Genomic DNA, 20,483 nt, shown 5'->3' on the forward strand with positions numbered 1-20,483 from the left:
CAGACTACGGCGCTGCAGAGCCTATTTATTGTCTGATATTGATCGGCCGGTGGCGTACTGGCGCGGCGTGGCGGCGGTATAGCTGACGAAGGTCTTATGAAAATGGCTCTGGTCGGCAAAGCCGCTCTGGTAGCCGACGTCGGCAATATCGTCCCCGGCACGCAGCCGCACCTTGGCGTACTCCACGCGGGAGATGTTGAGAAAGCTGCCCGGCGTCAGGCCGGTGTCCTGCCTGAAGGTGCGAATCAGCGTTTCCTTGCGCAGCGAGAAGCGTTGGGCAAGCTCGTCGAGGGAAGGCGGGCTGGTGAGATCGGAAAGAAACGCCTGCTGAATCTGCTGGCTGGTTCCGCGAAGCGCGTCAGCGTTATCCGCGGCGCGGGGAAGGGAAGAAAGCAGCGTCTCAAGGGACGCCGGAGACAGGGTCTCGACAACGTCCAGGTAATGGGCAAAGAGGGTTGGGCTACGAATCACCTGTAGCGCCAGCGGAAGCCCGGTGTCGATATAGAGCATATGGTAGCTGCGCGGTTGCCCGGCGACGGGGTTGCAGCTGTGCGGCGCACCGGCCGGGATCGCGATGAGGTCCCCTGGATGAAGGATGTACTCTCTGTCATGACATACGCAGCAGGTCTGGCCCTCCACAATCGCGCCGATGGAAAGCTGAGGGTGACTGTGGCGTTTGTACGCCTGCGTGCTCTGCCAGGTGCTGCGCAGCTCAAGGCCTGAGGCGCGGTGAAAAGTCTGGCGGATATGTCGGGTATCGGTCATGGGCGCTCCTTCTGAAGATTTTTTATACCACGTCAGCGAACCGTCCGGCAGCGCTTCATTAAGAACCTTCCGGATATACCCAACTTTACGTCCACAGCCAGTCATGTTGACTACCCTTAATACCCTAAGCGGTAAAACAAGGAGATTCGACATGGCTTATCAGACAGTAAATCCTGCCACTAACCAGCTCATCAAAGAATACCCCTCACATACCGACGCGGATATCGAAGCGGCGCTCAGCGCGGCCGATGCGCTTTATCATTCGGACTGGGCGAAAGGCGACATCAGCCAGCGCCTGCCGGTGCTTTATAAGCTTGCCGATCTGATCGACGAGCGCGTGGAGGATCTTGCGAAAATCGCCAGCCAGGAGATGGGTAAGCTCATCGAACAGAGCCGCGGCGAGGTGAAGCTGTGCGCGCAGATCGCCCGCTACTACGCCGACAACGCGCAGCGGTTCCTTGCCCCGGTGAAGTACGACTCTGAGCTCGGTGAAGCCTGGGTGGAGCATCACCCCATCGGCGTGCTGATGGCCGTTGAGCCGTGGAACTTCCCGTACTACCAGCTGATGCGCGTCCTGGCGCCAAACCTGGCGGCGGGTAACCCCGTCATCGCCAAACATGCCAGCATCGTGCCGCACTGCGCCGAGACCTTTGCCCATCTGGTGCGCGAGGCGGGCGCGCCGGAAGGGGCGTGGACCAACCTGTTTATCTCGTCCGAGCAGGTGGCGAATATCATTGCCGACGATCGCGTGCAGGGCGCCGCATTAACCGGCTCCGAAAAGGCCGGCAGCGTGGTGGCGGCGCAGGCGGCGAAGCACATCAAGAAATCCACGCTGGAGCTGGGCGGTAACGACGTCTTCGTGGTGCTGGATGACGCAGACCTTGAGAAGGCCGTGAAAATTGGCGTTAACGCGCGGCTCAACAATGCCGGGCAGGTCTGCACCGCGGCGAAGCGCTTTATCCTGCATGAAAAGATTGCAGAGGCCTTCCTGAGCAAATTCACCGAGGCGTTTAAGCAGGTGAAGATTGGCGATCCGCTGGACGAAAGCACCACGCTGGGGCCGCTGTCGTCTAAAGATGCGCTCGAAACGCTGACCAGACAGGTTAACGAGGCGGTGAAAAACGGTGCGACGCTGCACTATGGCGGCAAACCGGTACAGCGCGACGGGAGTTTCTTCGAACCGACGATCCTGACGAATATTTCCCGCGATAACCCGGCGTATTTCGAAGAGTTTTTCGGCCCGGTGGCGCAGATGTACGTGGTGAAAAACGACGACGAGGCGGTGGCGCTGGCGAACGACTCCCACTACGGCCTGGGCGGGGCGGTATTCAGCCAGAATATCGAGCGCGCGAAGAAAATGGCGTCGCGGATTGAGACCGGGATGGTGTACATCAACTGGCTCACCGATACCGCGCCAGAGCTGCCGTTCGGTGGCGTGAAGCGCTCCGGCTACGGGCGCGAGCTGTCGGATCTGGGGATCAAAGAGTTTGTGAACCAGAAGCTGGTGGTGGTGCATAAGTAAGAGGTCATAAAAAAACCTGCCAGCCGGCAGGTTTTTTTAAAGGGATTATTGCACTTCGATCTTGTCCCAGCCGCTTTTGAACATGCAGCTGTCAACTAACGTATCCCGGCGATATTCATTCGCGTCTTCAACCGTGTAGCTCGTGGAAATATCCTTTTTCTTGTTCTTTTTGTCCGTTTTTTCCGAGCTGGATCCGGTCACGACGTTATCCGGGGGCAGATCGATCAGCGCCTGCGCTTCGCATTCCGTGAGCTTTTTATTCATTTCCGCATCGCTGACGCCCGGTTTCACCCATTTGTACTGGACGCAGCCGGCGAGCATCAGCGTGAGGCTCAGAACGCAAAGCGCGGTCATGCGGTGTTTCATCAGAAGGTGACTCCACCGCCTACGTATGCGCCGTCAATCAGCGTGTGGCCAGGACGACCGTCTTTGCCGTCCACGCTCACGTGGCGGTAGCCCACTTTCAGGGTCACTGGCGTAATTGGCGTCCAGCTTACGCCGCCGTTGGCTTCGACGTAGTTTTTCACGCTGTTGTTCAGGCCTTCTGGTGCGACATAGCCTTCACCGTACACGTGGATGCTGTCGGTCAGGGCAACGTTTACGCCGCCGCCAATCGGGAACGCCACGCCGTTATCGCCTTTTTTCGGGCCGAGGTAGATGGCTTTTGCGCCCGCGTTCAGCATCACCGGGCCAAGACCCAGGTTGTAGCCTGCGCCCACGCCGCCGGTCTGGGTACCGTCGTCGGTGTTTTTGAGCCAGTTACTTTCCAGATAAACACCGGATGAGGATTTCCCCATTTCCAGATTGAGGTTGGTAAAGTTTTTACCCTGCTCAACGGTGCCGCCCATCGCCAGTGCGGAACCCGATACGGCAGCCAGAGCAGAAAGAAGAAGGATATTCAGTTTTTTCATGTTTTATGCCTCGTCATTAAATTCATCTGGGCGCACCTTAACAAGCGATGTTAATGACTGCAAATGTGATATAAATCGCGGTTTTATACTGATATTGTTAACTTTTTTATTGAAGTTGTTGCAATGATGTTTGATTGTCGGGGTGTCAACAGGGGATGTTTTTAGCGTTTAGGAACCGTTTAGTTTTTTGACTAAACATAAACTGAACGAGGCGGGGATAGTGATTTGAGATGAATTAATTGGGTTTCTAATAATTTCCAAAAATGTTTCGCCTGTCACACAAAACAACAAAGCCTTACATTTCGAGCGATGAATATACGTTCAATCGCGCAGGCCGTTTTCCCTTCCATGTCATTTTTCTGACACGTTTATTCTTTACGTTGTTGGCTTCACTAACTGGATGCTAACAATATGAAAAGAAAAATTATTCCTGTGCTAATCGGCTGTGCGCTCTCTTTCTCTGGCCTGGCGGCGCAGCCCACTGCTGAGCGCTATGTCGTCAGCTTCCCTGAAGGCTCCCACGTGAGCTACAGCGGCGCGTTTGCCAGCGCGTTTCCAAACGGACTCCCTGTGGGAATCGGTTCTGGCCTGCTGTTTACGGGCAAGCAGGGCGACGCCCTGACCTTTGCGACCGTGACCGATCGCGGTCCAAACGCCGATGCGCCCAAAATGGGTAAAAACGAAGCCAAAATATTTGTCACGCCAGATTTCGCGCCGCTGCTGATGACCATCCGCGTTCAGAACGGCAAAGCGGAGGCTGTCGACGCCCGCCCGCTGCATGATGATAAAGGCGAGATCAACGGTCTGCCGCTGCAAAGCGGCGTGATTGGCTCCACCAATGAAGTGGCGTTCAGCGACACCCTCAAGATCCTGAAGGGTGACAACCGTGGGCTGGACACGGAAGGCATCACCCCGGACGGCAAAGGCGGCTACTGGCTGTGCGACGAATATGGCCCGTTCCTGATTAACGTCGACAGCAAAGGGAAGATCCTGGCGATCCACGGGCCGCAGGCCGCGGAAGGGGAGAAATCCATCGCGGGCGGCCTGCCAAACATCATCAAATGGCGCCAGGCGAACCGGGGCTTTGAAGGCCTGACCCGGATGCCGGACGGGCGTATTATCGCGGCCGTGCAAAGCACGCTGGATATCGACGGCAAGAGCAAAAAGCAGGCGCTGTTTACGCGTCTGGTGAGCTTCGACCCGGCGACCGGGAAAACGGCGATGTACGGTTACCCTATCGACAGCGCGGCCTACAGCAAAAACAGCGACGCCAAAATCGGCGACATCGTGGCGCTCGATGACCAGCACATCCTGCTGATTGAGCAGGGAAGCGATAAAAACGACGGGATGCGTAACCTGATTTATAAGGTGGATCTCAGCAAGGCGAGCGACCTTTCCGCCTTCGACAAGCCGGGCGAATACCCGGAGTTTGATGATGAGAAAACCCTGGCGCAGCGCGGCATTACCCTTGCGGCTAAAACGCAGGTCGTCGATCTCCGCGCGCTGGGCTGGCAGCAGGAGAAGGCTGAAGGACTGGCGCTGATCGACAGCAAAACGCTTGCGGTAGCGAACGATAACGACTTTGGCGTAAAGGTTGCGATGCAAAACCCGGTCGAGGGCAAGAAGCTCAAGGATTATCGGGTGAACGCGGAAGGCAAGCTGACGCTGGATGATAAGCCGGTGGAAACCACGCTCAGCGTGAAGCCGCTGAAGAAGCCGGAGTCGGACAGCGAGCTGTGGATTGTGACGCTGCCGGAGGCGGTGAAATAAGTTTACCCTTCTTGCTAAAGGCTGGGGTATCCCCACAAGATAATGCCTGCACAGACGGCTCCCTCTCCCTTGAGGGAGAGGGCTGGGGTGAGGGGGAACATACGGCTGTGGAGGTTATTCCGTTCACTCTATGTTCCTTGCTACTCTGTAACGGCATGACCTGTGAACGTGCCAGGGTGGCTCAATCGCCACCACCCTGGCGACCCGGGCTCCCGGCGGTAAATCGCCGCTTCGCGGTACCCTCAGCTTATTCCTTCAGGCTATCGGGTCGGGCATGAGCCTGCATCCCTGCAGGCCACGCCCTCTCGGCGCATCCCTGCGCCTCGCCCCGGCCTTACGGAAACGCCTCGGCGATTTACAGCCGGACCAGGGCATCGCTGTGAGCCACTAATTTTTCTGAAGCAACATTCATCGCTTCAGGTTAAAAAATTACCGGGGATCCCTCAGCCCCACAGGGGAGAGGAGATGCATAGCGGTTATTTCTTCAGGCCCGCAAACGCCGCCCGAATTTCCTCTTCCGGCAGCTGTATGCCTATAAATACCATCACGCTGTGCGGTGCTTCCTCGCCCCAGGGGCGATCCCAGTCTGCGCTGTACAGGCGCTGCACGCCCTGGAACAGCAGGCGGTTCGGCTCGCCGTCAATCCACAGCATCCCTTTGTAGCGCAGCAGCTTGTCGGCAAACGACAGCAGCAGGTTTTCCATCACGCGCGAAACCTCGCCGATGTCCACCGGGTAGTCCAGCTCCACCACAATCGATGCCACGTCGTTTTGCCTGTCTCCCATAAAGTGGAAGCGCGGTTTTGCGGTGACGTTCTCCTCCAGCATAAAGCCGTTGGTGTTGAACAGCTGAGACAGATCGATGTCGCCATGCGTCACCGTGTAAACCGGCGCGCGGGAGTTAATGCGCGTCAGGCGCTCGCGCAGTTTTTCGCTTTCGCCCGCCACGTCGGTTTTGGTCAGCAGGATGCGGTCGGCGTAGCCCACCTGAGACTGGGCGATGGTGAACTGGTTCATCTGCTCGTCGGCGTGAACCGCGTCGACCAGGGCAATCACGCCGTCCAGCAGGTAGCGCTGGCAGAGGATTTCGTGAGAGAAAAAGGTCTGAATAATCGGGCCGGGGTCGGCCATGCCGGTGCACTCGATCACCAGGCGGTCAAAGTCGATCTCGCCGCGATCGCGGCTGTCGAGTAGATCCAGCAGGGCGTCTTCTAATTCGTTAGAGCGGGTGCAGCAGATGCAGCCGTTGGTCAGGGTTTTGATCTGGGTGGCGCGATCGCCGATCAATTGATCGTCAACGGAGACCTCGCCGAATTCGTTTTCGATGACGGCGATTTTGAAGCCGTGCTGTTCGTTCAGGATGTGGCGCAGCAGGGTGGTTTTACCGGCGCCGAGGAAACCGGTCAGCAGGGTAACGGCAATCGGGGTCATGGTCTCTCCTTTAGCAGCAGCGAACGCCGCCTTCTCCACTTCCGCCGTAGCGCGCTTCCTGACGCTCGCGGAAGAATTCGGTGTAGGTCATGTACGGCTTATCCGGATGGTTGGTCTTCATGTGCTCAACGTAGTTGTCATAGTCCGGAATGCCAATCAGCATTTTCGCCGCCTGACCGAGGTATTTTTTTGCTTCGCCTAAGTTACCAAACATTGTGGGTTCCAGACAGAAAAAGCCCGGCGATGTGAGTCCGCTGGGCTTATGTTCCCCTCACCCCAGCCCTCTCCCAAAGGGAGAGGGGGAGGATTGCGGATTAATGGTGTGAAGAGGTCTTCACGCCGCCTTCCGGCACCGGCACGTACGGGGTTTCTTTATCCGTACGGCCGTCGGCGTTGCGCACGTTCAGCCAGGTTTTGATGCCGTAGAAGATGATGCTGTACACCACCACCAGGAACAGAATGCTCAGACCCGCGTTGGTGTAGTTGTTCACCACGATATGGTTCATGTTGGCAATCTGCTGCGCGGTCAGGTCCGCGCCGCCTGCGGCAATCTTCTCTTTGTACTGGTTAGCCATGAAGAAGAAGCCTTCCAGCTGCGGGTTGGCGCTGAACAGCTTCAGGCCAAGCGCCCAGGTGGTGCAGAGCAGCAGCCACAGCGCAGGAACAACGGTTACCCAGATGTATTTGGTGCGCTTCATCTTCACGAGGACCACGGTACCGAGCACCAGAGCAACGGCTGCGAGCATCTGGTTAGAGATACCGAACAGCGGCCACAGGCTCTTCACGCCGCCGAGCGGGTCGACAACGCCCTGATACAGCAGGTAGCCCCACAGGCCGACGCAGCCCGCAGTACCCAGAATGCCCGCCACCAGAGAGTCGGTTTTCTTCAGGAACGGCACGAAGTTACCGAGCAGGTCCTGCAGCATGAAGCGGCCCGCACGGGTACCGGCGTCCAGCGCGGTCAGGATGAACAGCGCTTCGAACAGAATACCGAAGTGGTACCAGAAGCCCATGTCCGCCCACGGCAGCACCTTGTGGAACACGTGTGCGATACCGACGGCCAGCGTCGGCGCGCCACCGGCGCGGTTCAGTACGGACGGTTCGCCGATGTCCTTCGCGGTTTGCATGATCTGCTCAGGCGAAATCACGAAGCCCCAGGAGCTGACGGTCGCCGCCGCGTGTGCGCTCGCGTCCTTCAGCTGCGCCATAATCAGCGCCGCGTTGTCACCGCCCATCTCGTGCAGGTTTGGCATGGTGATGCCGAGGCCCGCAGGCGGGGTGTTCATCGCGAAGTAGAGACCCGGTTCGATGATAGACGCGGCAACCAGCGCCATGATCGCCACGAAGGACTCCATCAGCATCGCGCCGTAGCCGATCAGACGCGCGTCTTTCTCGTTCGCCAGCAGCTTAGGCGTGGTGCCGGACGCAATCAGGGCGTGGAAGCCGGAGACCGCACCGCAGGCGATGGTGATGAACAGGAACGGGAACAGGGCGCCTTTCCACAGCGGGCCGGTACCGTCGATGTACTGGGTTACCGCAGGCATTTTCAGATCCGGGTTAATCACCAGGATACCGATCGCCAGACCGACGATAACGCCGATTTTTAGGAAGGTCGCGAGGTAGTCACGCGGGGCCAGAATCAGCCAGACCGGCAGCAGCGCGGAGATAAACGCATAGCCAATCAGCGCGAAGGTAATGGTAGTGTCCTTGAAGGTCAGCGCCGGGCCCCAGTAAGGGTCGTGCGCAATCACGCCGCCGAAGTAGATGGAGGCTACCAGCAGCACGATACCAATCACCGACACTTCACCCACGCGTCCCGGACGCAGGAAGCGCATGTAGATACCCATGAACAGCGCAATCGGCACGGTTGAGCAGACGGTGAAGACGCCCCACGGACTTTCGGCCAGCGCTTTCACCACGATCAGGGCCAGCACCGCTAGGATGATGATCATAATCAGGAAGCAGCCGAACAGAGCGATCGTCCCCGGCACGCGGCCCATCTCTTCTTTGACCATCTCACCCAGAGAGGCGCCGTTACGGCGAGAAGAGATAAACAGCACCATAAAGTCCTGCACCGCACCCGCCAGCACCACGCCGGCGAGCAGCCACAGGGTACCCGGCAGGTAGCCCATCTGCGCGGCCAGCACCGGGCCCACCAACGGGCCCGCGCCCGCGATAGCGGCAAAGTGGTGACCAAACAGCACGTAGCGGTTGGTTGGCACGTAGTTCAGGCCGTCATTGTTAATGACCGCCGGAGTGGCGCGCGTCGGGTCGAGCTTCATGACCTTCTGCGCGATGTACAAGCTGTAGTAGCGATAAGCAACAAGATAGACGGAAACCGACGCGACCACGATCCACAGGGCGCTTACGTGTTCGCCCCGGCGTAATGCGACAACCGCCAGACAAAAAGCGCCGAGGATCCCGAGTAAGGCCCAGGGCACGTGCTTCAGTAGTTTTTTAGTATCCATAGTAAGACCTGGTTTTTTATGTAAAGAAAAAAGGGTCAGGGTTCGTTGTGAGGAGGTATTGATTAATGCTGGAGCGATCGTGCCAGATCCTCGCGCGTGTAAAGGACGGTAAATGAATGAGTGGTTGAAAGTGCCGGGTGAGCGGTCAAAGGGGGCGACGAGCGGTTCCGGCTCGCCGCCAGGGGACGAAATTATGTGATTGAGATCACTTGATTATTCGGGTTACGCTCCACCGCCAGATAGTTCTCCAGCGTTCTAATCAGTTTTTCCTTCAGCCAGTTCGGTTCCAGAATCTGAATGTGGGGCAGCCAGTAGAACAGCAGCGGCAGGATCTGGTTTTCGTGCGCCGCCTGGCAGCGCAGCGTGACGCCGCCCTGTTGCTCCTCCAGCAGCTCCTGTTCCGGCAGAAGATCGCGGCGCAGGAAGTAATGTGAAATATTATCTTTGATAAATATTTTCACCGCGAAAGTATTTTCAGACACCCAGGGGTCGAGGCTTTTCTCCAGCAGCTCAAGGACATTTTCTTCGGGCGTGAAGGTCGTTTTCTGAATATCAAACCAGCTAATCTGGCTCAATGAGAAGGATTTCAGGCGGCTATTTTCGGTGGCTTGTAAATACCATATATTTTTTTTGTTAATGAGTTTATAGGGATTAATCAGACGGGTTTTTCCCTTATAAACGATCTGACATACATTATGGTTTTTAATCGATTTCTCGATTTTCGTTAAATGACGGCGAATATCACGTTCTACCGTGTGTTCTGCCTCATTGCCAAGAATGAGAATATGGTTTTCGTCAACGCGCGTTTCAAGCTTTTGCCAGAATTCCATGTTTCTTTCAGGGAAAAAGCTGTCAGCATTCAGGAAGTTAGCAAGGGTGTGATGTAAGCCTTGTCCGCCGGGCGATTGTGCAGAATGGATCAGCCGATATAGCCCGTTACCGGTATGCTCAACAATGGGAGAGAGGGCATTTAAATCCCGGTAGACGGTACGCTCGGTAATTTTAAATTTTTCCATTAGCGCACTGCGGTTTACCACACCGTTTAAATGTAGCTCAACCAGAATATCGACCAGACGTTCAGCCGAGCGGCTCCGCGTCGTTTTAGCCATAAGGTCATCCTGTATATTTAGGTATGCGCTGAATGATGCGGATGCACTGACAAAAGGTGTCAGTATTCAGTCACAGAAAATTTCTCTTATGGGTATATAACGGCGTGATTTAGCGGAAACCTTAGGAGTTTTTGTAGAAAGCGGCGCTGGCCGGAAAAAAAGGCCAGCGCGAGGGGGGATCACACGGCGGCTTCCGCCTCCAGCATGACCGGATGGAAACGGCGCTTGAAGTAGATCAGACCGTGTCCCGCGTCACTCAGAATAATGTTCTTAACTTCAACAAGGTAGACAAGATGCGTGCCGATGGTTTGCACCTGGCTAATCTCGCCCTCAAGGCTGGCGAGCGCGCCCTTGAGCACCGGCTGCGCCAGCGGTCCTTTCTGCCAGCAGGAGAGGGCAAAGCGCTCCTCCATCGTCATACCGGTCATCCCCGCAAAATGGCGAGCCATGATCTCCTGTTCGTGGTTCAGCACGTTAACGCACAGCCTGCCGTTGCCCTGAAATACCGGGTTCATGGCGCTGTTGGCGTTGATGCACACCATAACCGACGGCGGGGTGTCCGTGACCGAACAGACGGCGGTAGCGGTAATGCCGCAGCGGCCCGCCTCGCCCTCGGTGGTGACCACATTGACCGCCGCCGACAGGCTACTCATTGCGTCGCGAAAACGCAGGCGTTGTTCATCTGAATGCATTGCAACCTCCCGCTGCGCTATTTCAGCAGCTTGTCGAGCATGTTGATATCGCTGTTGTTGTGCAGGTGCGGCACCGTCCAGCCGTGCTGGTCGTACTCGGACATGCAGCGGTCGACCATCGCCATCATTTTGTCCATGTTGCCGGAGCTCTGCGCCTGGCGCAGACACTGCAGGCGGATCTCATCCTGGCTGCCGGAGTAGTTGATTTCGTACAGCTCGTGACGGCCGCCAAACTCGCTGCCGATGGCGTCCCACATCAGCTTCAAAATCTTGATGCGCTCGACGTGATCCATGCCGTTGGAGCCGCGCACGTACTTCGCCAGATACTGGTCGATCTGCGGGTTGTTCAGATCCCGGGCGCTGGACGGCAGGTAGATCAGCCCGGACGTCACGTTACGCTCGATGATGTTCTTGATCTTGGCGTAGGCCATCGGCGCCATCACGCGGTAGGTTTGCAGCGCGGCGTGATCCGGCAGATACGCGCCGTTGACCCACGGGGTGGCTTCGGAGCACATGGAGTCGCTCAGCGCCCAGAACATGTTGCGCCAGGCCACCACTTCGCCGAGATCGGCCTGCACGCCGCGGAACTCCAGGGTGCCGGTGCACTCCAGGGATTTCTTCAGCAGGGCGGTGATGAAGTCGAGCTTCACCGCCAGGCGAACGCAGGCCTGCAGCGGGTACATCCGCGCAAAGCCGCCTTCCATCGTCCAGCGACGGCAGCGGTCGAAATCGCGGTAGATCAGCACGTTTTCCCACGGGATCAGCACATGATCCATCACCAGGATCGCGTCGTTCTCGTCGAAGCGGCTGGAGAGCGGGTAATCGTACGGGGATCCGGTTGCGCCTGCCACCATCTCGTAAGAGGCGCGGGAGATCAGCTTCACGCCTTCGGCATCCATCGGCGCGACGAACATCAGCGCGAAGTCCGGGTTTTCGCCCATCACCTGCGCGGAGCCGAAGCCGATCATGTTGTAGTGGGTCAGCGCCGAGTTGGTTGCCACCACCTTCGCGCCGCTGACGATAATCCCGGCGTCGGTCTCTTTCTCCAGCTTGATGTAGACGTCTTTCACCTCGTCCGCCGGCTTGTGGCGGTCGATCGGCGGGTTAACGATGGCGTGGTTGAAGTACAGGCCGGTTTCCTGAATGCGGGTGTACCAGTTGCGGGCGTTCTGTTCGAACTGGCCGTAGAAGGCCGGGTTGGCGCCGAGCGCGCAGCCGAACGCGGCTTTGTAGTCCGGCGTGCGGCCCATCCAGCCGTAGCTCAGGCGCGACCACTCGGCGATGGCGTCGCGCTGCTGGCGCAGGTCGTCGGCGCTTTTCGCCACGCGGAAGAACTTGTGGGTATAGCCGCCGCTGCCGGTGTCGGTGCCCCAGCAGAGCGTGTCCTGCATCTCCGGCTTGTGCAGCGCGTCGTACATCTGTGCGATGGAGGCCGCCGCGTTGCGAAACGCCGGATGGGTGGTGACGTCTTTGACGCGCTCGCCGTAGATATAAATCTCACGGCCGTCCTGCAGGCTTTTTAAATACTCTTCGCCGGTTAACGGACGTTTGGCATCAGCGCGGAAATCTTCAGGCTTCATAGGGACCTCGTATCGGAATAAGGTTGTTAAATTTATGTTTTGTTTTTGTTGTTTAATTGAAGCCTGAGAGGGGCGGAACGTGAAGGGACGATTGGGACAACGACGGGTACTTTTCGCGAGAGATCGCAGAGTGTGATTTCCCTCACCCTAACCCTCTCCCAAAGGGAGAGGGGACGGTTACTTCCTCTCCCTTTGGGAGAGGGCCGGGGTGAGGGGAACAGGCGACACCGGTACTTTCTGCGCCCGATACGCGCTCGGCGAACACCCCACTAAGCGATTAAAAAACCGGGCAAAATAGGCCGGGTCCTTAAACCCCAGCTGCCAGGCAATGTCGCTGACCGCGCTGTCGGAGAAGAGCAGCAGCCGCCTGGCTTCCCGCAGCTGGCGGTCGAAGATCAGCCGCTTCGGCGGGCGGTTGGCGAAGCGGCGGCAGATATCGGTCAGGCGGGATTCGGTCAGGTGCAGCTCGCTGGCGTATTCCGGCACCGTCCAGTGCTGGTGGTAATGAACGTCAATCAGCTGGGTAAAGCGCTGGAACAGCTTCAGCTCGCCGCGCATGCCGCCCGAAGCGTGGTCGTCGAGCTTCGCGTTGCGCAGCAGCAGGGTAAACACCGCCTGCGCCAGCAGGACCAGAGTATGTTCGCGACCCGGCAGCTGTTCCGTGGATTCCCGGGCAATGAGCTGCCAGTAGTGCTTCAGCGCCGCCAGCTCGTCCGGCCTGTCGGCCAGCGAGAGGCAGATCCCCGGCAGGCCAAACGCTTCCCGCGTGCCGGGATAGAGCACCTCCAGCAGCGGCCAGATCAGATCCTCGCGCACCGTCAGCACGTGTCCGTCGCTGTCGGATTCGGTGATAAACGCGTGCGGCACCGACGGCGGCGTGAGGACGAACAGCGGGGCCTGCACCGAGTAGCGGTGATCGTCGAGCTGGAGCTCAATCTGCCCGGTATCGAGAAAGTGCATCTGAAAATACTGGTCGTGACGGTGCGCCTGCATGTCGCGGCCAAAAAAGGCCGCCATGCGCGCGAACGACTGGTAGTGCACGTCGTCGGTGCCCAGACTTTCGTCGTACTCCTTGCTGATATCAATGTTGGCGATAGGGCTCTGGCACATGCTCGTTCCTCTGTTGATCCCGCTGCGTCATCGGGATGCGCGTCAGCACAAGCGCGCCGACCACCAGCAGCCCGGCCACAAACCACAGTCCGGAGCTGAAGCTGCCGGTCGCATCACGCAGAATGCCGATCAGCAGCGGGCTGACGGCGGATCCGACGTTGCCGATCGCGTTGATCACCGCCAGCGCCACCGCGCGGGACTGCAGGCTAATCACCCGATCCGGCGTGGTCCAGAATATCGCCATGGCGGTAAAGGATCCGGTTGAGGCCATAATGATGCCAAGCAGCTGGATCAGGCTGTGATCGGTGGCCGAGGCCAGCATCCATCCCGCCGCGGCGAACAGGTACGGCAGGATGGTGTGCTTTTTTCGCTCTTTCAGCCTGTCGGAGCGTCGGCTCCACCAGATCATCCCGAGAATGGTGCAAAACTGCGGGATCGCCGCCAGCAGACCGATGACGATATTGCTGCTTCCCGTGTTGAAGCTTTGCAGGATCTGCGGCGTCCAGATGTTGATGGCGCTGAGCGTGTTGGTCAGGCAGAAGTAGGCCAGCGTGTAGAGCAGCACCGCCGGGGTCAGCACTTCGCGCAGCGTCGATCGCGGCGTGACGGACTGGGCAATGGCGACCTCCTGCTCGCGGGCGATCATCGTTTTCAGCGCCTGCTTTTCGTCGTCGTCGAGCCAGGTAGCTTGATCCGGCGTGTCGTTGAGGTAAAACCAGGTCACCACGCCGAGCACCACCGACGGCAGCCCCTCCAGCAGGAACAGCCACTGCCAGCCCTTCAGGTTCCACAGCCCGTCCATCGCCAGAATGTAGCCGGAGAGGATCGAGCCGAGCATCATGGTCACCGGCATGGCGATCATAAACAGCGCGTTGGCGCGGGCGCGGTGATAGGCCGGGAACCACCAGGTGAGGTAGACCAAAATCCCCGGCAGGAAGCCCGCTTCGGCAATGCCTACCAGCATGCGCAGGACGTAGAGCGTTTCAGGGCTGGTGGCAAACATGGTGCAGGTGGAGGCGATGCCCCACACCACCATGATCCCGGCGATCCAGCGCCGCGCGCCGATCTTCGCCAGCATGATGTTGCTCGGGATCCCGCACAGCACGTAGGTGACGTAAAACAGCGTCGCGGCCAGGCCAAACATGGTCGACGTGAGGCCCAGATCTTTGCCCATCGTCAGCCCGGCAAAGCCGATGTTGATACGATCGAGAAACGAAAAGACAAACAGGATAAAGAGAAAGACGATCAGGCGTCGGAACAGCTTGTTAATGGCGCGATGTTCAACAGATTTATTATCATGGGTTTGCAGGGTAGAGGTCGTCATGGTGCGCTCCAGATCTTACGTTTAGTAGACGGATTTATTGTTATTAACTGACGTAACCGGTTGTTCGATAAAGCGTGCCGCCAGCGCTTCGGCGCCGCGGGCGAGCAGGGTGGTGTCGACGCCGACGGCGACATACAGCGCGCCAAGCTCGAGGTAGCGTTTCGCCAGCGGCTCGTTCGCCATCAGGATGCCGGGGGCTTTGCCCGCGCTGAGGATGTGCGCGATAGCCTGCTCGATGGCGGCCTGCACCTCCGGGTGCTGCGGATTGCCGGCAAAGCCCATGTCGGCGCTCAGATCCGCCGGGCCGATAAACACGCCGTCGACGCCTTCCACGTCGAGGATCTGCGGCAGATTTTTTAGCGCCTCGCGGGTTTCAATCTGCACCAGCACGCACATGGCGTCGTTGGCCTGCTGCAGGTAATCCGGGATGCGGTTCCAGCGCGAGGCGCGCGCCAGGGCGCTTCCGACCCCGCGAATGCCCGCGGGCGGGTAGCGGGTGGCACGTACCGCCAGCCGCGCTTCGTCGGCGTTTTGCACCATCGGCACCAGCAGGGTTTGCGCGCCCACGTCCAGCAACTGTTTGATCTGCACCGGGTCGTTCCACGACGGGCGCACCACCGGCTGGCTGGGATAGGGCGCGATGGCCTGTAATTGGGTTAAGACGGTTTGCACGCTGTTCGGCGCGTGCTCGCCGTCGATCAGCAGCCAGTCGAAGCCTGCCCCGGCCAGCAGCTCGGCGCTGTAGCCGCTGGTGAGCCCCAGCCATAAACCGATTTGCGGGCGGCCCGCCTTCAGCGCCGCTTTGAATGCGTTTTGCATGGTTATCTCCTTACACAAAGCGGCAGCTGATGGAGCCCATGTTGCCGTAGTCGACGTGGAAGGTGTCGCCTCTGCTGGCGGGCACCGGGCGGGTAAAGGAGCCGCCGAGAATAATCTGGCCAGGCTCAAGCTGCACGTCGTACGGTGCCAGCTTGTTCGCCAGCCACGCCACGCCGTTCGCCGGGTGGTTAAGCACGCCTGCGGCGACGCCGGTCTCTTCGATCACGCCGTTGCGGTAGAGCAGGGCGGAGATCCAGCGCAGATCCAGCTCGTCGGGCTTAATCGGACGGCCGCCGAGGATCACCCCCGCGTTGGCGGCGTTATCGGAGATGGTATCGAACACCTTGCGCGGGCGCTGGGTTTCCGGGTCAACGTTGTGGCAGCGGGCGTCGATCAGCTCCAGCGCGGGGATGACGTAGTCCGTGGCGTTGTAGACGTCGAAGATGGTGCAGTTCGGGCCGCGCAGCGGTTTTGCCAGCACGAAGGCCAGCTCCACTTCGATGCGCGGGACGATGAAGCGATCGACCGGGATGTCGCTGCCGTCGTGGAAGAACATGTCGTCCAGCAGCGCGCCGTAGTCCGGTTCGCTAATCTGCGAGCTGGCCTGCATCGCTTTGGAGGTCAGGCCGATCTTGTGGCCCTTCAGCACGCGGCCTTCGGCGATCTTCAGGCTGACCCATTCGCGCTGGACGGCGTAGGCGTCGTCGATGGTGATCGTCGGGTAGTCAAGGGAGATCTGGCGGATCTGCTCCCGGGACTGTTCCGCCTGATGCAGACGATGGGCGATCAGGGTATGGGTATGTTTGTCGAGCATGGCGATATCCTGTTTTACGTTTGTTTTCTCCCTCTCCCCGTGGGAGAGGGACGGGGTGAGGGCATCAGGCCGCAGAGATTTCCCCTCACCCTAACCCTCTCCCAAAGGGAGAGGGGACGGTATTACTTAAACAACGCGTGCACGTTGTTTTGTTTGTAATTGAGCGTCGGATGCAGCTCCTCGAGCTCGAACGACAGCGCCAGATAGCGGTTCGCCATTAGCGCCGAGAAGTGCGTTTTGATCAGCGCAAACAGCATCTCCCCCACGGCTTCCCGGCTCTCCAGGCTGCGCCCGGAGCCAATCTTCAGCGTCATATGCACAAAGGCGTAATCGTGCCTGCCGTCGGCCATCTGCCAGGTGTCCAGCCAGTGGGCGCGGCTGCGGATGCCGCCGATGGGGAAGATGCCCGTGGCGGCCAGCGCCTCATTCACTTTGGCAAACAGCCCCGGCAGGTCGGCCTGCTCGCGGATGTTGTCGGTACATTCAGCAATAAAGTGCGGCATGGTGGCTCCTTACGCGGGCAGCGGGAAAACGGCGTTAACCTGGCCGGTGCCGGAGCTGGCGAACAGCTCGGTGAGGAACTCCACCTTGCCGTCGTATTTGTCCCAGCCGAGCATCCCCAGCAGCATCACCGTGTCGTGCATGTTGCCCTCGCCGTAGCAGTAGTCGGCGTACTCCGGCAGCATGCTGCAAAACTCTTTGAACTGCCCCTCGCGCCACAGCTTCACCACGCGCTCGTCCATCTGGCGGTCGAACTCGCGGGTGTAGCTGTTCATCCCTTCCTCCGCGCGCTGGTCGTCGATAAAGCGGTGCGACAGCGAGCCGCTGGCGAGCACCGCCACGGTGCCGTCGTATTTTTCGATGGCGCTGACGATGGCCTCGCCCAGCCTGCGGCTGTCGGCGAAGTCGTGGACCGTGCAGAACGCCGAGATGGAGACCACTTTGAAGTGTTTATCCGCGTTCATGTAGCGCATCGGCACCAGCGTGCCGTACTCCAGCTTGAGGCTCGGGATGTTGTGCGCTTTGGCGCGCACGCCGAGCTTCACCGCCTCGTCGGCAATCAGCTGGCCGAGCGCCGGGTTGCCGTCGTAGTCGTAGGTCATGTCGCGGATAAAGTGCGGCAGCTCGTTGCTGGTGTAGACGCCCGCAAAATGGTCCGCACAGTTGATGTGGTACGCGCTGTTCACCAGCCAGTGGGTGTCGAACACGATGATGGTGTCCACGCCCAGCTCGCGGCAGCGCTTGCTGATTTCTTTATGCCCGTCGATGGCCGACTGGCGGCAGCCGTGGTTTTTCCCCGGCAGCTCGGAGAGGTACATCGACGGAACGTGGGTGATTTTTGCCGCTAACGCTAATTTACCCATGGTCAGATCCCCCACTTTGGAATCGGATGGTCGCCCATGGAGATGCAGACGTTCTTCATCTCCGCGAACACTTCGAAGCTGTACTCGCCGCCCTCGCGGCCGGTGCCGGAGGCCTTCACGCCGCCAAACGGCTGGCGCAGGTCGCGCACGTTCTGGGTGTTGACGAACACCATCCCCGCTTCGATATTCCGCGCCAGGCGCAGCACTTTGCTGACGTCCTGGGTCCAGATGTATGACGCCAGGCCGTACTCCACGTCGTTGGCCAGCCGCAGGCCTTCCGCTTCGTCCTTAAACGGCAGCAGGCAGGCCACCGGCCCGAAGATCTCCTCCTGCGCCACGCGCATGCGGTTGTCGACGTCCGCCAGCACGGTCGGGCGCAGGAAATTGCCGCCCTTCAGGTGTGCAGGCAGGTCGGTCGGTTTGTCCGGGCCGCCCGCCAGCAGGGTTGCACCCTCTTCAATGCCGAGGCGGATGTAGCCGGAGACTTTCTCCCAGTGCTGCTTGCTGATGAGTGCGCCGATCTGGGTGTTCGGATCGGTCGGGTCGCCCACGCGCAGGCGGTTGGCGCGCTCGGCAAAGCGCTTCACGAATTCCGGGTAGATGCTCTGCTGGATGAAGATGCGCGAGCCGGCGGTGCAGCGCTCTCCGTTGATGGAGAAGATGGTGAACAGGGCGGCGTCCAGCGCGCGCTCGATGTCGGCATCTTCAAAAATCAGCACCGGGGATTTGCCGCCCAGCTCCATGGAGTATTTCTTCAGCCCGGCGTTTTTCATGATGTTGCGCCCGGTGGCGGTGCCGCCGGTGAAGGAGACGGCGCGCACGTCGTGATGGCGCACCAGCGCGTCGCCTGCCGTCGCGCCGTAGCCCTGCACCACGTTGAGCACGCCCGCCGGAATGCCCGCCTCCAGCGCCAGCTCGCCCAGACGGTCGGCGGTCAGCGGGGAGAGTTCAGACATCTTCAGCACCGCGGTGTTTCCGAGTGCCAGGCACGGTGCGACCTTCCAGGTGGCGGTCATAAACGGCACGTTCCACGGCGACACCAGCGCGCAGACGCCCACCGGCTGCACCAGGGTGTAGTTGAGCATCTTGTCGTCGACCGGGTAGGTTTTGCCGTTCATCTGCTGGCACACCTCGGCGAAGAACTCGAAGTTGTGTGAGGCGCGCGGGATCAGCACGTTTTTGGTCTGGTGGATCGGCAGGCCGGTGTCGGCGGTTTCCATGGCGGCGATCTCGGGCACGTTCTGGCCGATCAGGTCGCCCAGACGACGCATCAGGCGCGCGCGCTCCTTCATCGGCAGGTTGGCCCATTTCGGGAACGCCTCTTTGGCGGCGGCGACGGCCTGGTGAACTTCAGCTTCACCGCCGGCGGCGACTTCCGCTAATACCTCGCCGGAGGCCGGGTTGGTAGTGTGGAAGTACTCGCTTCCGGCGACGTTTTTACCGTTGATCCAGTGGTTAATCTTTTTCATTTTGCAGTCTCCTCGCTGACAATCCGGTTCACCAGGCGTCCCACGCCTTCCACTTCCACCACCACTTCATCGCCCGGCACCACGTCGGACAGCCCCTTCGGCGTGCCGGTGGCAATCATGTCGCCCGGCTGCAGGGTCATAAAATCGCTCAGGTACGCAATCAGGTACGGGATGCTGAAAATGAGATCGGCGGTGGTGCCTTCCTGGCGCAGCTCGCCGTTGACGAAGGTGCGCAGGGCGAGGTTGTGCGGATCGGGGATGGCTTCTTTTGGCACGATGTTTGGGGAAATGGGGGTCAGCCCGTCCCGGTTTTTCACCCTCAGGTTCGGTCGGTAGTAGTTTTCCAGGTAGTCGCGGATGGCGTAGTCGTTGCAGACCGTATAGCCCGCAACATAGTCCATCGCCTCGGCTTCGCTGACCTTACGCGCGGTTTTACCGATGACCACCACCAGCTCCGCTTCGTAATGCATGTATTCGATATTGTTCGGGCGCACCGACGTCTGGCCGTCGCCGTTGAAGGTGTTTGGCGCTTTGATAAATACCAGCGGCTCGGTTGGCGGCTTAAAGTCCAGCTCGCTGGCGTGGTCGGCATAGTTCAGACCGAGGGCAAACAGCGTGGCGTGCGGCGGCGTGCTGTGCGTGAAAGCGACGTCGCGTTCATCTACCACCGGGTTTTCCAGCGGCGGAAAACCTTCCGCCAGAATACGCACGCGATCGCCCGGGCGGATCTCAACGCGGCTTTGCGGGGTGCCGAGCAGGATCGCATCGCCGGGATTGAGGGTGGCGAACTCGCTGAGGGCGCTCAGCAGTTCGGCGGCGCTGCGCTGAAGATCGGCCGTGTTCCAGTGGTCCGCTTCGCGGCCGTTGATCTCGGTGATGATGGTCAGGTTATCCACGTTATCAGCGGCAACCAGCTCGCCGAGCGGGCAAAATCCGTCCCGGCATTTGGCCTTGATGGCCGGGCGGTAGAAGCTCTCTTCCGGCAGGCTCACCTCGTTGGCGAGCGCATATCCCGCGATGTACTCCGCGGCGTCCTCCACGCGAACCTTGCTGGCGGTTTTGCCCACGACCAGTGCCACCGTCGCGCCGCTTAATACCGTTTCCCCGTGCGGGAAGGGGATCGGCTCGCCCGCGCGAATCACCGTGTTATGCGGTTTGATAAACCACACCGCCGTTTTCGGCGGCGTGTTGTAGGGAGCTTTTTCAAAGGCCTCACGCCAGGCTTCACGCTGGCTTTGATGGTTGAGGGCGACGGCAAAAACGGTACCTTTCATTCATATACTCCTCACCCCGGTGGTCCGGGTTGTGATTTCATTAATATGTTAATGATCTGGTT

The 20,483-nt window shown here is 59.4% G+C and carries 19 protein-coding genes; 2 read left to right on the top strand and 17 right to left on the bottom strand.

Features of this window, described 5'->3' with window-relative positions; genetic code table 11:
* Positions 1-21: 21 nt before the first annotated feature.
* Positions 22-765 (bottom strand): AraC family transcriptional regulator, encoded by a 744-nt coding sequence (locus tag NI40_RS02815; protein WP_039262260.1) that lies wholly within the window; start codon positions 763-765, stop codon positions 22-24.
* A 151-nt stretch (positions 766-916) separates the two neighbouring features.
* Here NI40_RS02815 and NI40_RS02820 point away from each other — a divergent pair, with 151 nt between their 5' ends.
* A complete protein-coding gene (locus NI40_RS02820) occupies positions 917-2,287 on the top strand; it encodes an NAD-dependent succinate-semialdehyde dehydrogenase (RefSeq protein WP_039262262.1) in 1,371 nt (456 codons plus the stop codon).
* A gap of 45 nt (positions 2,288-2,332) precedes the next feature.
* Here the strand turns inward: NI40_RS02820 and NI40_RS02825 are convergent, their stop codons facing one another.
* Together NI40_RS02825 and NI40_RS02830 are read right to left on the bottom strand one after the other, a co-directional pair.
* Positions 2,333-2,653, bottom strand: a complete 321-nt coding sequence (locus NI40_RS02825; protein WP_039262264.1) for a hypothetical protein — start codon at positions 2,651-2,653, stop codon at positions 2,333-2,335.
* On the bottom strand, positions 2,653-3,198 hold the full coding sequence (locus tag NI40_RS02830) for a YfaZ family outer membrane protein (RefSeq protein ID WP_023310269.1): 546 nt from the start codon (positions 3,196-3,198) through the stop codon (positions 2,653-2,655). Before NI40_RS02830 ends, NI40_RS02825 begins: the two co-directional genes overlap by 1 nt.
* A 411-nt stretch (positions 3,199-3,609) precedes the next feature.
* Here NI40_RS02830 and NI40_RS02835 point away from each other — a divergent pair, with 411 nt between their 5' ends.
* The gene (locus tag NI40_RS02835; RefSeq protein ID WP_039262266.1) at positions 3,610-4,968 is read left to right on the top strand and encodes an esterase-like activity of phytase family protein; all 1,359 of its coding nucleotides are present in this window, start codon (positions 3,610-3,612) and stop codon (positions 4,966-4,968) included.
* A gap of 476 nt (positions 4,969-5,444) precedes the next feature.
* Here NI40_RS02835 and yjiA read toward each other — a convergent pair whose 3' ends face one another.
* The 14 genes from yjiA to hpaG all read right to left on the bottom strand — a co-directional run bounded on the left by yjiA (position 5,445) and on the right by hpaG (position 20,421).
* Complete coding sequence (gene yjiA, locus NI40_RS02840) at positions 5,445-6,398, bottom strand: GTPase (protein ID WP_039262268.1); 954 nt, start codon at positions 6,396-6,398, stop codon at positions 5,445-5,447.
* 10 nt (positions 6,399-6,408) lie between these two features.
* Complete coding sequence (locus NI40_RS02845) at positions 6,409-6,612, bottom strand: YbdD/YjiX family protein (protein ID WP_003856610.1); 204 nt, start codon at positions 6,610-6,612, stop codon at positions 6,409-6,411.
* 100 nt (positions 6,613-6,712) lie between these two features.
* Positions 6,713-8,866 (bottom strand): carbon starvation CstA family protein, encoded by a 2,154-nt coding sequence (locus tag NI40_RS02850; protein ID WP_023334384.1) that lies wholly within the window; start codon positions 8,864-8,866, stop codon positions 6,713-6,715.
* 191 nt (positions 8,867-9,057) lie between these two features.
* Complete coding sequence (locus NI40_RS02855; protein ID WP_039262271.1) at positions 9,058-9,975, bottom strand: helix-turn-helix transcriptional regulator; 918 nt, start codon at positions 9,973-9,975, stop codon at positions 9,058-9,060.
* Positions 9,976-10,154: 179 nt separating this feature from the next.
* Complete coding sequence (locus NI40_RS02860; RefSeq protein WP_023310274.1) at positions 10,155-10,667, bottom strand: 4-hydroxyphenylacetate 3-monooxygenase reductase subunit; 513 nt, start codon at positions 10,665-10,667, stop codon at positions 10,155-10,157.
* Between the two features lie 17 nt (positions 10,668-10,684).
* Complete coding sequence (hpaB, locus tag NI40_RS02865; protein WP_033144556.1) at positions 10,685-12,247, bottom strand: 4-hydroxyphenylacetate 3-monooxygenase, oxygenase component; 1,563 nt, start codon at positions 12,245-12,247, stop codon at positions 10,685-10,687.
* A gap of 177 nt (positions 12,248-12,424) precedes the next feature.
* The gene (gene hpaA, locus NI40_RS02870) at positions 12,425-13,357 is read right to left on the bottom strand and encodes a 4-hydroxyphenylacetate catabolism regulatory protein HpaA (protein WP_039262273.1); all 933 of its coding nucleotides are present in this window, start codon (positions 13,355-13,357) and stop codon (positions 12,425-12,427) included.
* Positions 13,329-14,681: a 4-hydroxyphenylacetate permease gene (gene hpaX, locus NI40_RS02875; RefSeq protein ID WP_039262275.1), complete on the bottom strand. Its 1,353-nt coding sequence runs from the start codon at positions 14,679-14,681 to the stop codon at positions 13,329-13,331. The genes hpaA and hpaX overlap by 29 nt, the downstream gene beginning before the upstream one ends.
* A 21-nt stretch (positions 14,682-14,702) precedes the next feature.
* Positions 14,703-15,500: a 4-hydroxy-2-oxoheptanedioate aldolase gene (gene hpaI / locus NI40_RS02880; protein WP_039262278.1), complete on the bottom strand. Its 798-nt coding sequence runs from the start codon at positions 15,498-15,500 to the stop codon at positions 14,703-14,705.
* A 10-nt stretch (positions 15,501-15,510) separates the two neighbouring features.
* Positions 15,511-16,314, bottom strand: a complete 804-nt coding sequence (gene hpaH / locus NI40_RS02885) for a 2-oxo-hept-4-ene-1,7-dioate hydratase (RefSeq protein ID WP_039262280.1) — start codon at positions 16,312-16,314, stop codon at positions 15,511-15,513.
* Positions 16,315-16,436: 122 nt separating this feature from the next.
* Complete coding sequence (locus NI40_RS02890) at positions 16,437-16,817, bottom strand: 5-carboxymethyl-2-hydroxymuconate Delta-isomerase (protein ID WP_039262283.1); 381 nt, start codon at positions 16,815-16,817, stop codon at positions 16,437-16,439.
* A gap of 9 nt (positions 16,818-16,826) precedes the next feature.
* Positions 16,827-17,678 carry a 3,4-dihydroxyphenylacetate 2,3-dioxygenase gene (gene hpaD, locus NI40_RS02895; protein WP_039262285.1) on the bottom strand — a complete coding sequence of 284 codons (852 nt, stop codon included), beginning with the start codon at positions 17,676-17,678 and terminating at the stop codon, positions 16,827-16,829.
* A 2-nt stretch (positions 17,679-17,680) separates the two neighbouring features.
* On the bottom strand, positions 17,681-19,147 hold the full coding sequence (hpaE, locus tag NI40_RS02900; protein ID WP_039262287.1) for a 5-carboxymethyl-2-hydroxymuconate semialdehyde dehydrogenase: 1,467 nt from the start codon (positions 19,145-19,147) through the stop codon (positions 17,681-17,683).
* Positions 19,144-20,421, bottom strand: coding sequence for a 4-hydroxyphenylacetate degradation bifunctional isomerase/decarboxylase (hpaG, locus tag NI40_RS02905; RefSeq protein WP_039262288.1), 1,278 nt, complete (start codon positions 20,419-20,421; stop codon positions 19,144-19,146). Before hpaG ends, hpaE begins: the two co-directional genes overlap by 4 nt.
* Positions 20,422-20,483: the final 62 nt, after the last annotated feature.

Origin of the sequence: Enterobacter sp. E20, assembly GCF_000801755.2 — a bacterium.
In the GTDB taxonomy this organism is placed as follows: Bacteria; Pseudomonadota; Gammaproteobacteria; order Enterobacterales; family Enterobacteriaceae; genus Enterobacter; species Enterobacter asburiae_B.

What these genes read in the sequence shown, in the direction of transcription:
- NI40_RS02815 (WP_039262260.1), bottom strand. Translation starts at nt 765, where the DNA reads ATGACCGATACCCGACATATCCGCCAGACTTTTCACCGCGCCTCAGGC.
- NI40_RS02820 (WP_039262262.1), top strand. Translation starts at nt 917, where the DNA reads ATGGCTTATCAGACAGTAAATCCTGCCACTAACCAGCTCATCAAAGAA.
- NI40_RS02825 (WP_039262264.1), bottom strand. Translation starts at nt 2,653, where the DNA reads ATGAAACACCGCATGACCGCGCTTTGCGTTCTGAGCCTCACGCTGATG.
- NI40_RS02830 (WP_023310269.1), bottom strand. Translation starts at nt 3,198, where the DNA reads ATGAAAAAACTGAATATCCTTCTTCTTTCTGCTCTGGCTGCCGTATCG.
- NI40_RS02835 (WP_039262266.1), top strand. Translation starts at nt 3,610, where the DNA reads ATGAAAAGAAAAATTATTCCTGTGCTAATCGGCTGTGCGCTCTCTTTC.
- yjiA (WP_039262268.1), bottom strand. Translation starts at nt 6,398, where the DNA reads ATGACCCCGATTGCCGTTACCCTGCTGACCGGTTTCCTCGGCGCCGGT.
- NI40_RS02845 (WP_003856610.1), bottom strand. Translation starts at nt 6,612, where the DNA reads ATGTTTGGTAACTTAGGCGAAGCAAAAAAATACCTCGGTCAGGCGGCG.
- NI40_RS02850 (WP_023334384.1), bottom strand. Translation starts at nt 8,866, where the DNA reads ATGGATACTAAAAAACTACTGAAGCACGTGCCCTGGGCCTTACTCGGG.
- NI40_RS02855 (WP_039262271.1), bottom strand. Translation starts at nt 9,975, where the DNA reads ATGGCTAAAACGACGCGGAGCCGCTCGGCTGAACGTCTGGTCGATATT.
- NI40_RS02860 (WP_023310274.1), bottom strand. Translation starts at nt 10,667, where the DNA reads ATGCATTCAGATGAACAACGCCTGCGTTTTCGCGACGCAATGAGTAGC.
- hpaB (WP_033144556.1), bottom strand. Translation starts at nt 12,247, where the DNA reads ATGAAGCCTGAAGATTTCCGCGCTGATGCCAAACGTCCGTTAACCGGC.
- hpaA (WP_039262273.1), bottom strand. Translation starts at nt 13,357, where the DNA reads ATGTGCCAGAGCCCTATCGCCAACATTGATATCAGCAAGGAGTACGAC.
- hpaX (WP_039262275.1), bottom strand. Translation starts at nt 14,681, where the DNA reads ATGACGACCTCTACCCTGCAAACCCATGATAATAAATCTGTTGAACAT.
- hpaI (WP_039262278.1), bottom strand. Translation starts at nt 15,500, where the DNA reads ATGCAAAACGCATTCAAAGCGGCGCTGAAGGCGGGCCGCCCGCAAATC.
- hpaH (WP_039262280.1), bottom strand. Translation starts at nt 16,314, where the DNA reads ATGCTCGACAAACATACCCATACCCTGATCGCCCATCGTCTGCATCAG.
- NI40_RS02890 (WP_039262283.1), bottom strand. Translation starts at nt 16,817, where the DNA reads ATGCCGCACTTTATTGCTGAATGTACCGACAACATCCGCGAGCAGGCC.
- hpaD (WP_039262285.1), bottom strand. Translation starts at nt 17,678, where the DNA reads ATGGGTAAATTAGCGTTAGCGGCAAAAATCACCCACGTTCCGTCGATG.
- hpaE (WP_039262287.1), bottom strand. Translation starts at nt 19,147, where the DNA reads ATGAAAAAGATTAACCACTGGATCAACGGTAAAAACGTCGCCGGAAGC.
- hpaG (WP_039262288.1), bottom strand. Translation starts at nt 20,421, where the DNA reads ATGAAAGGTACCGTTTTTGCCGTCGCCCTCAACCATCAAAGCCAGCGT.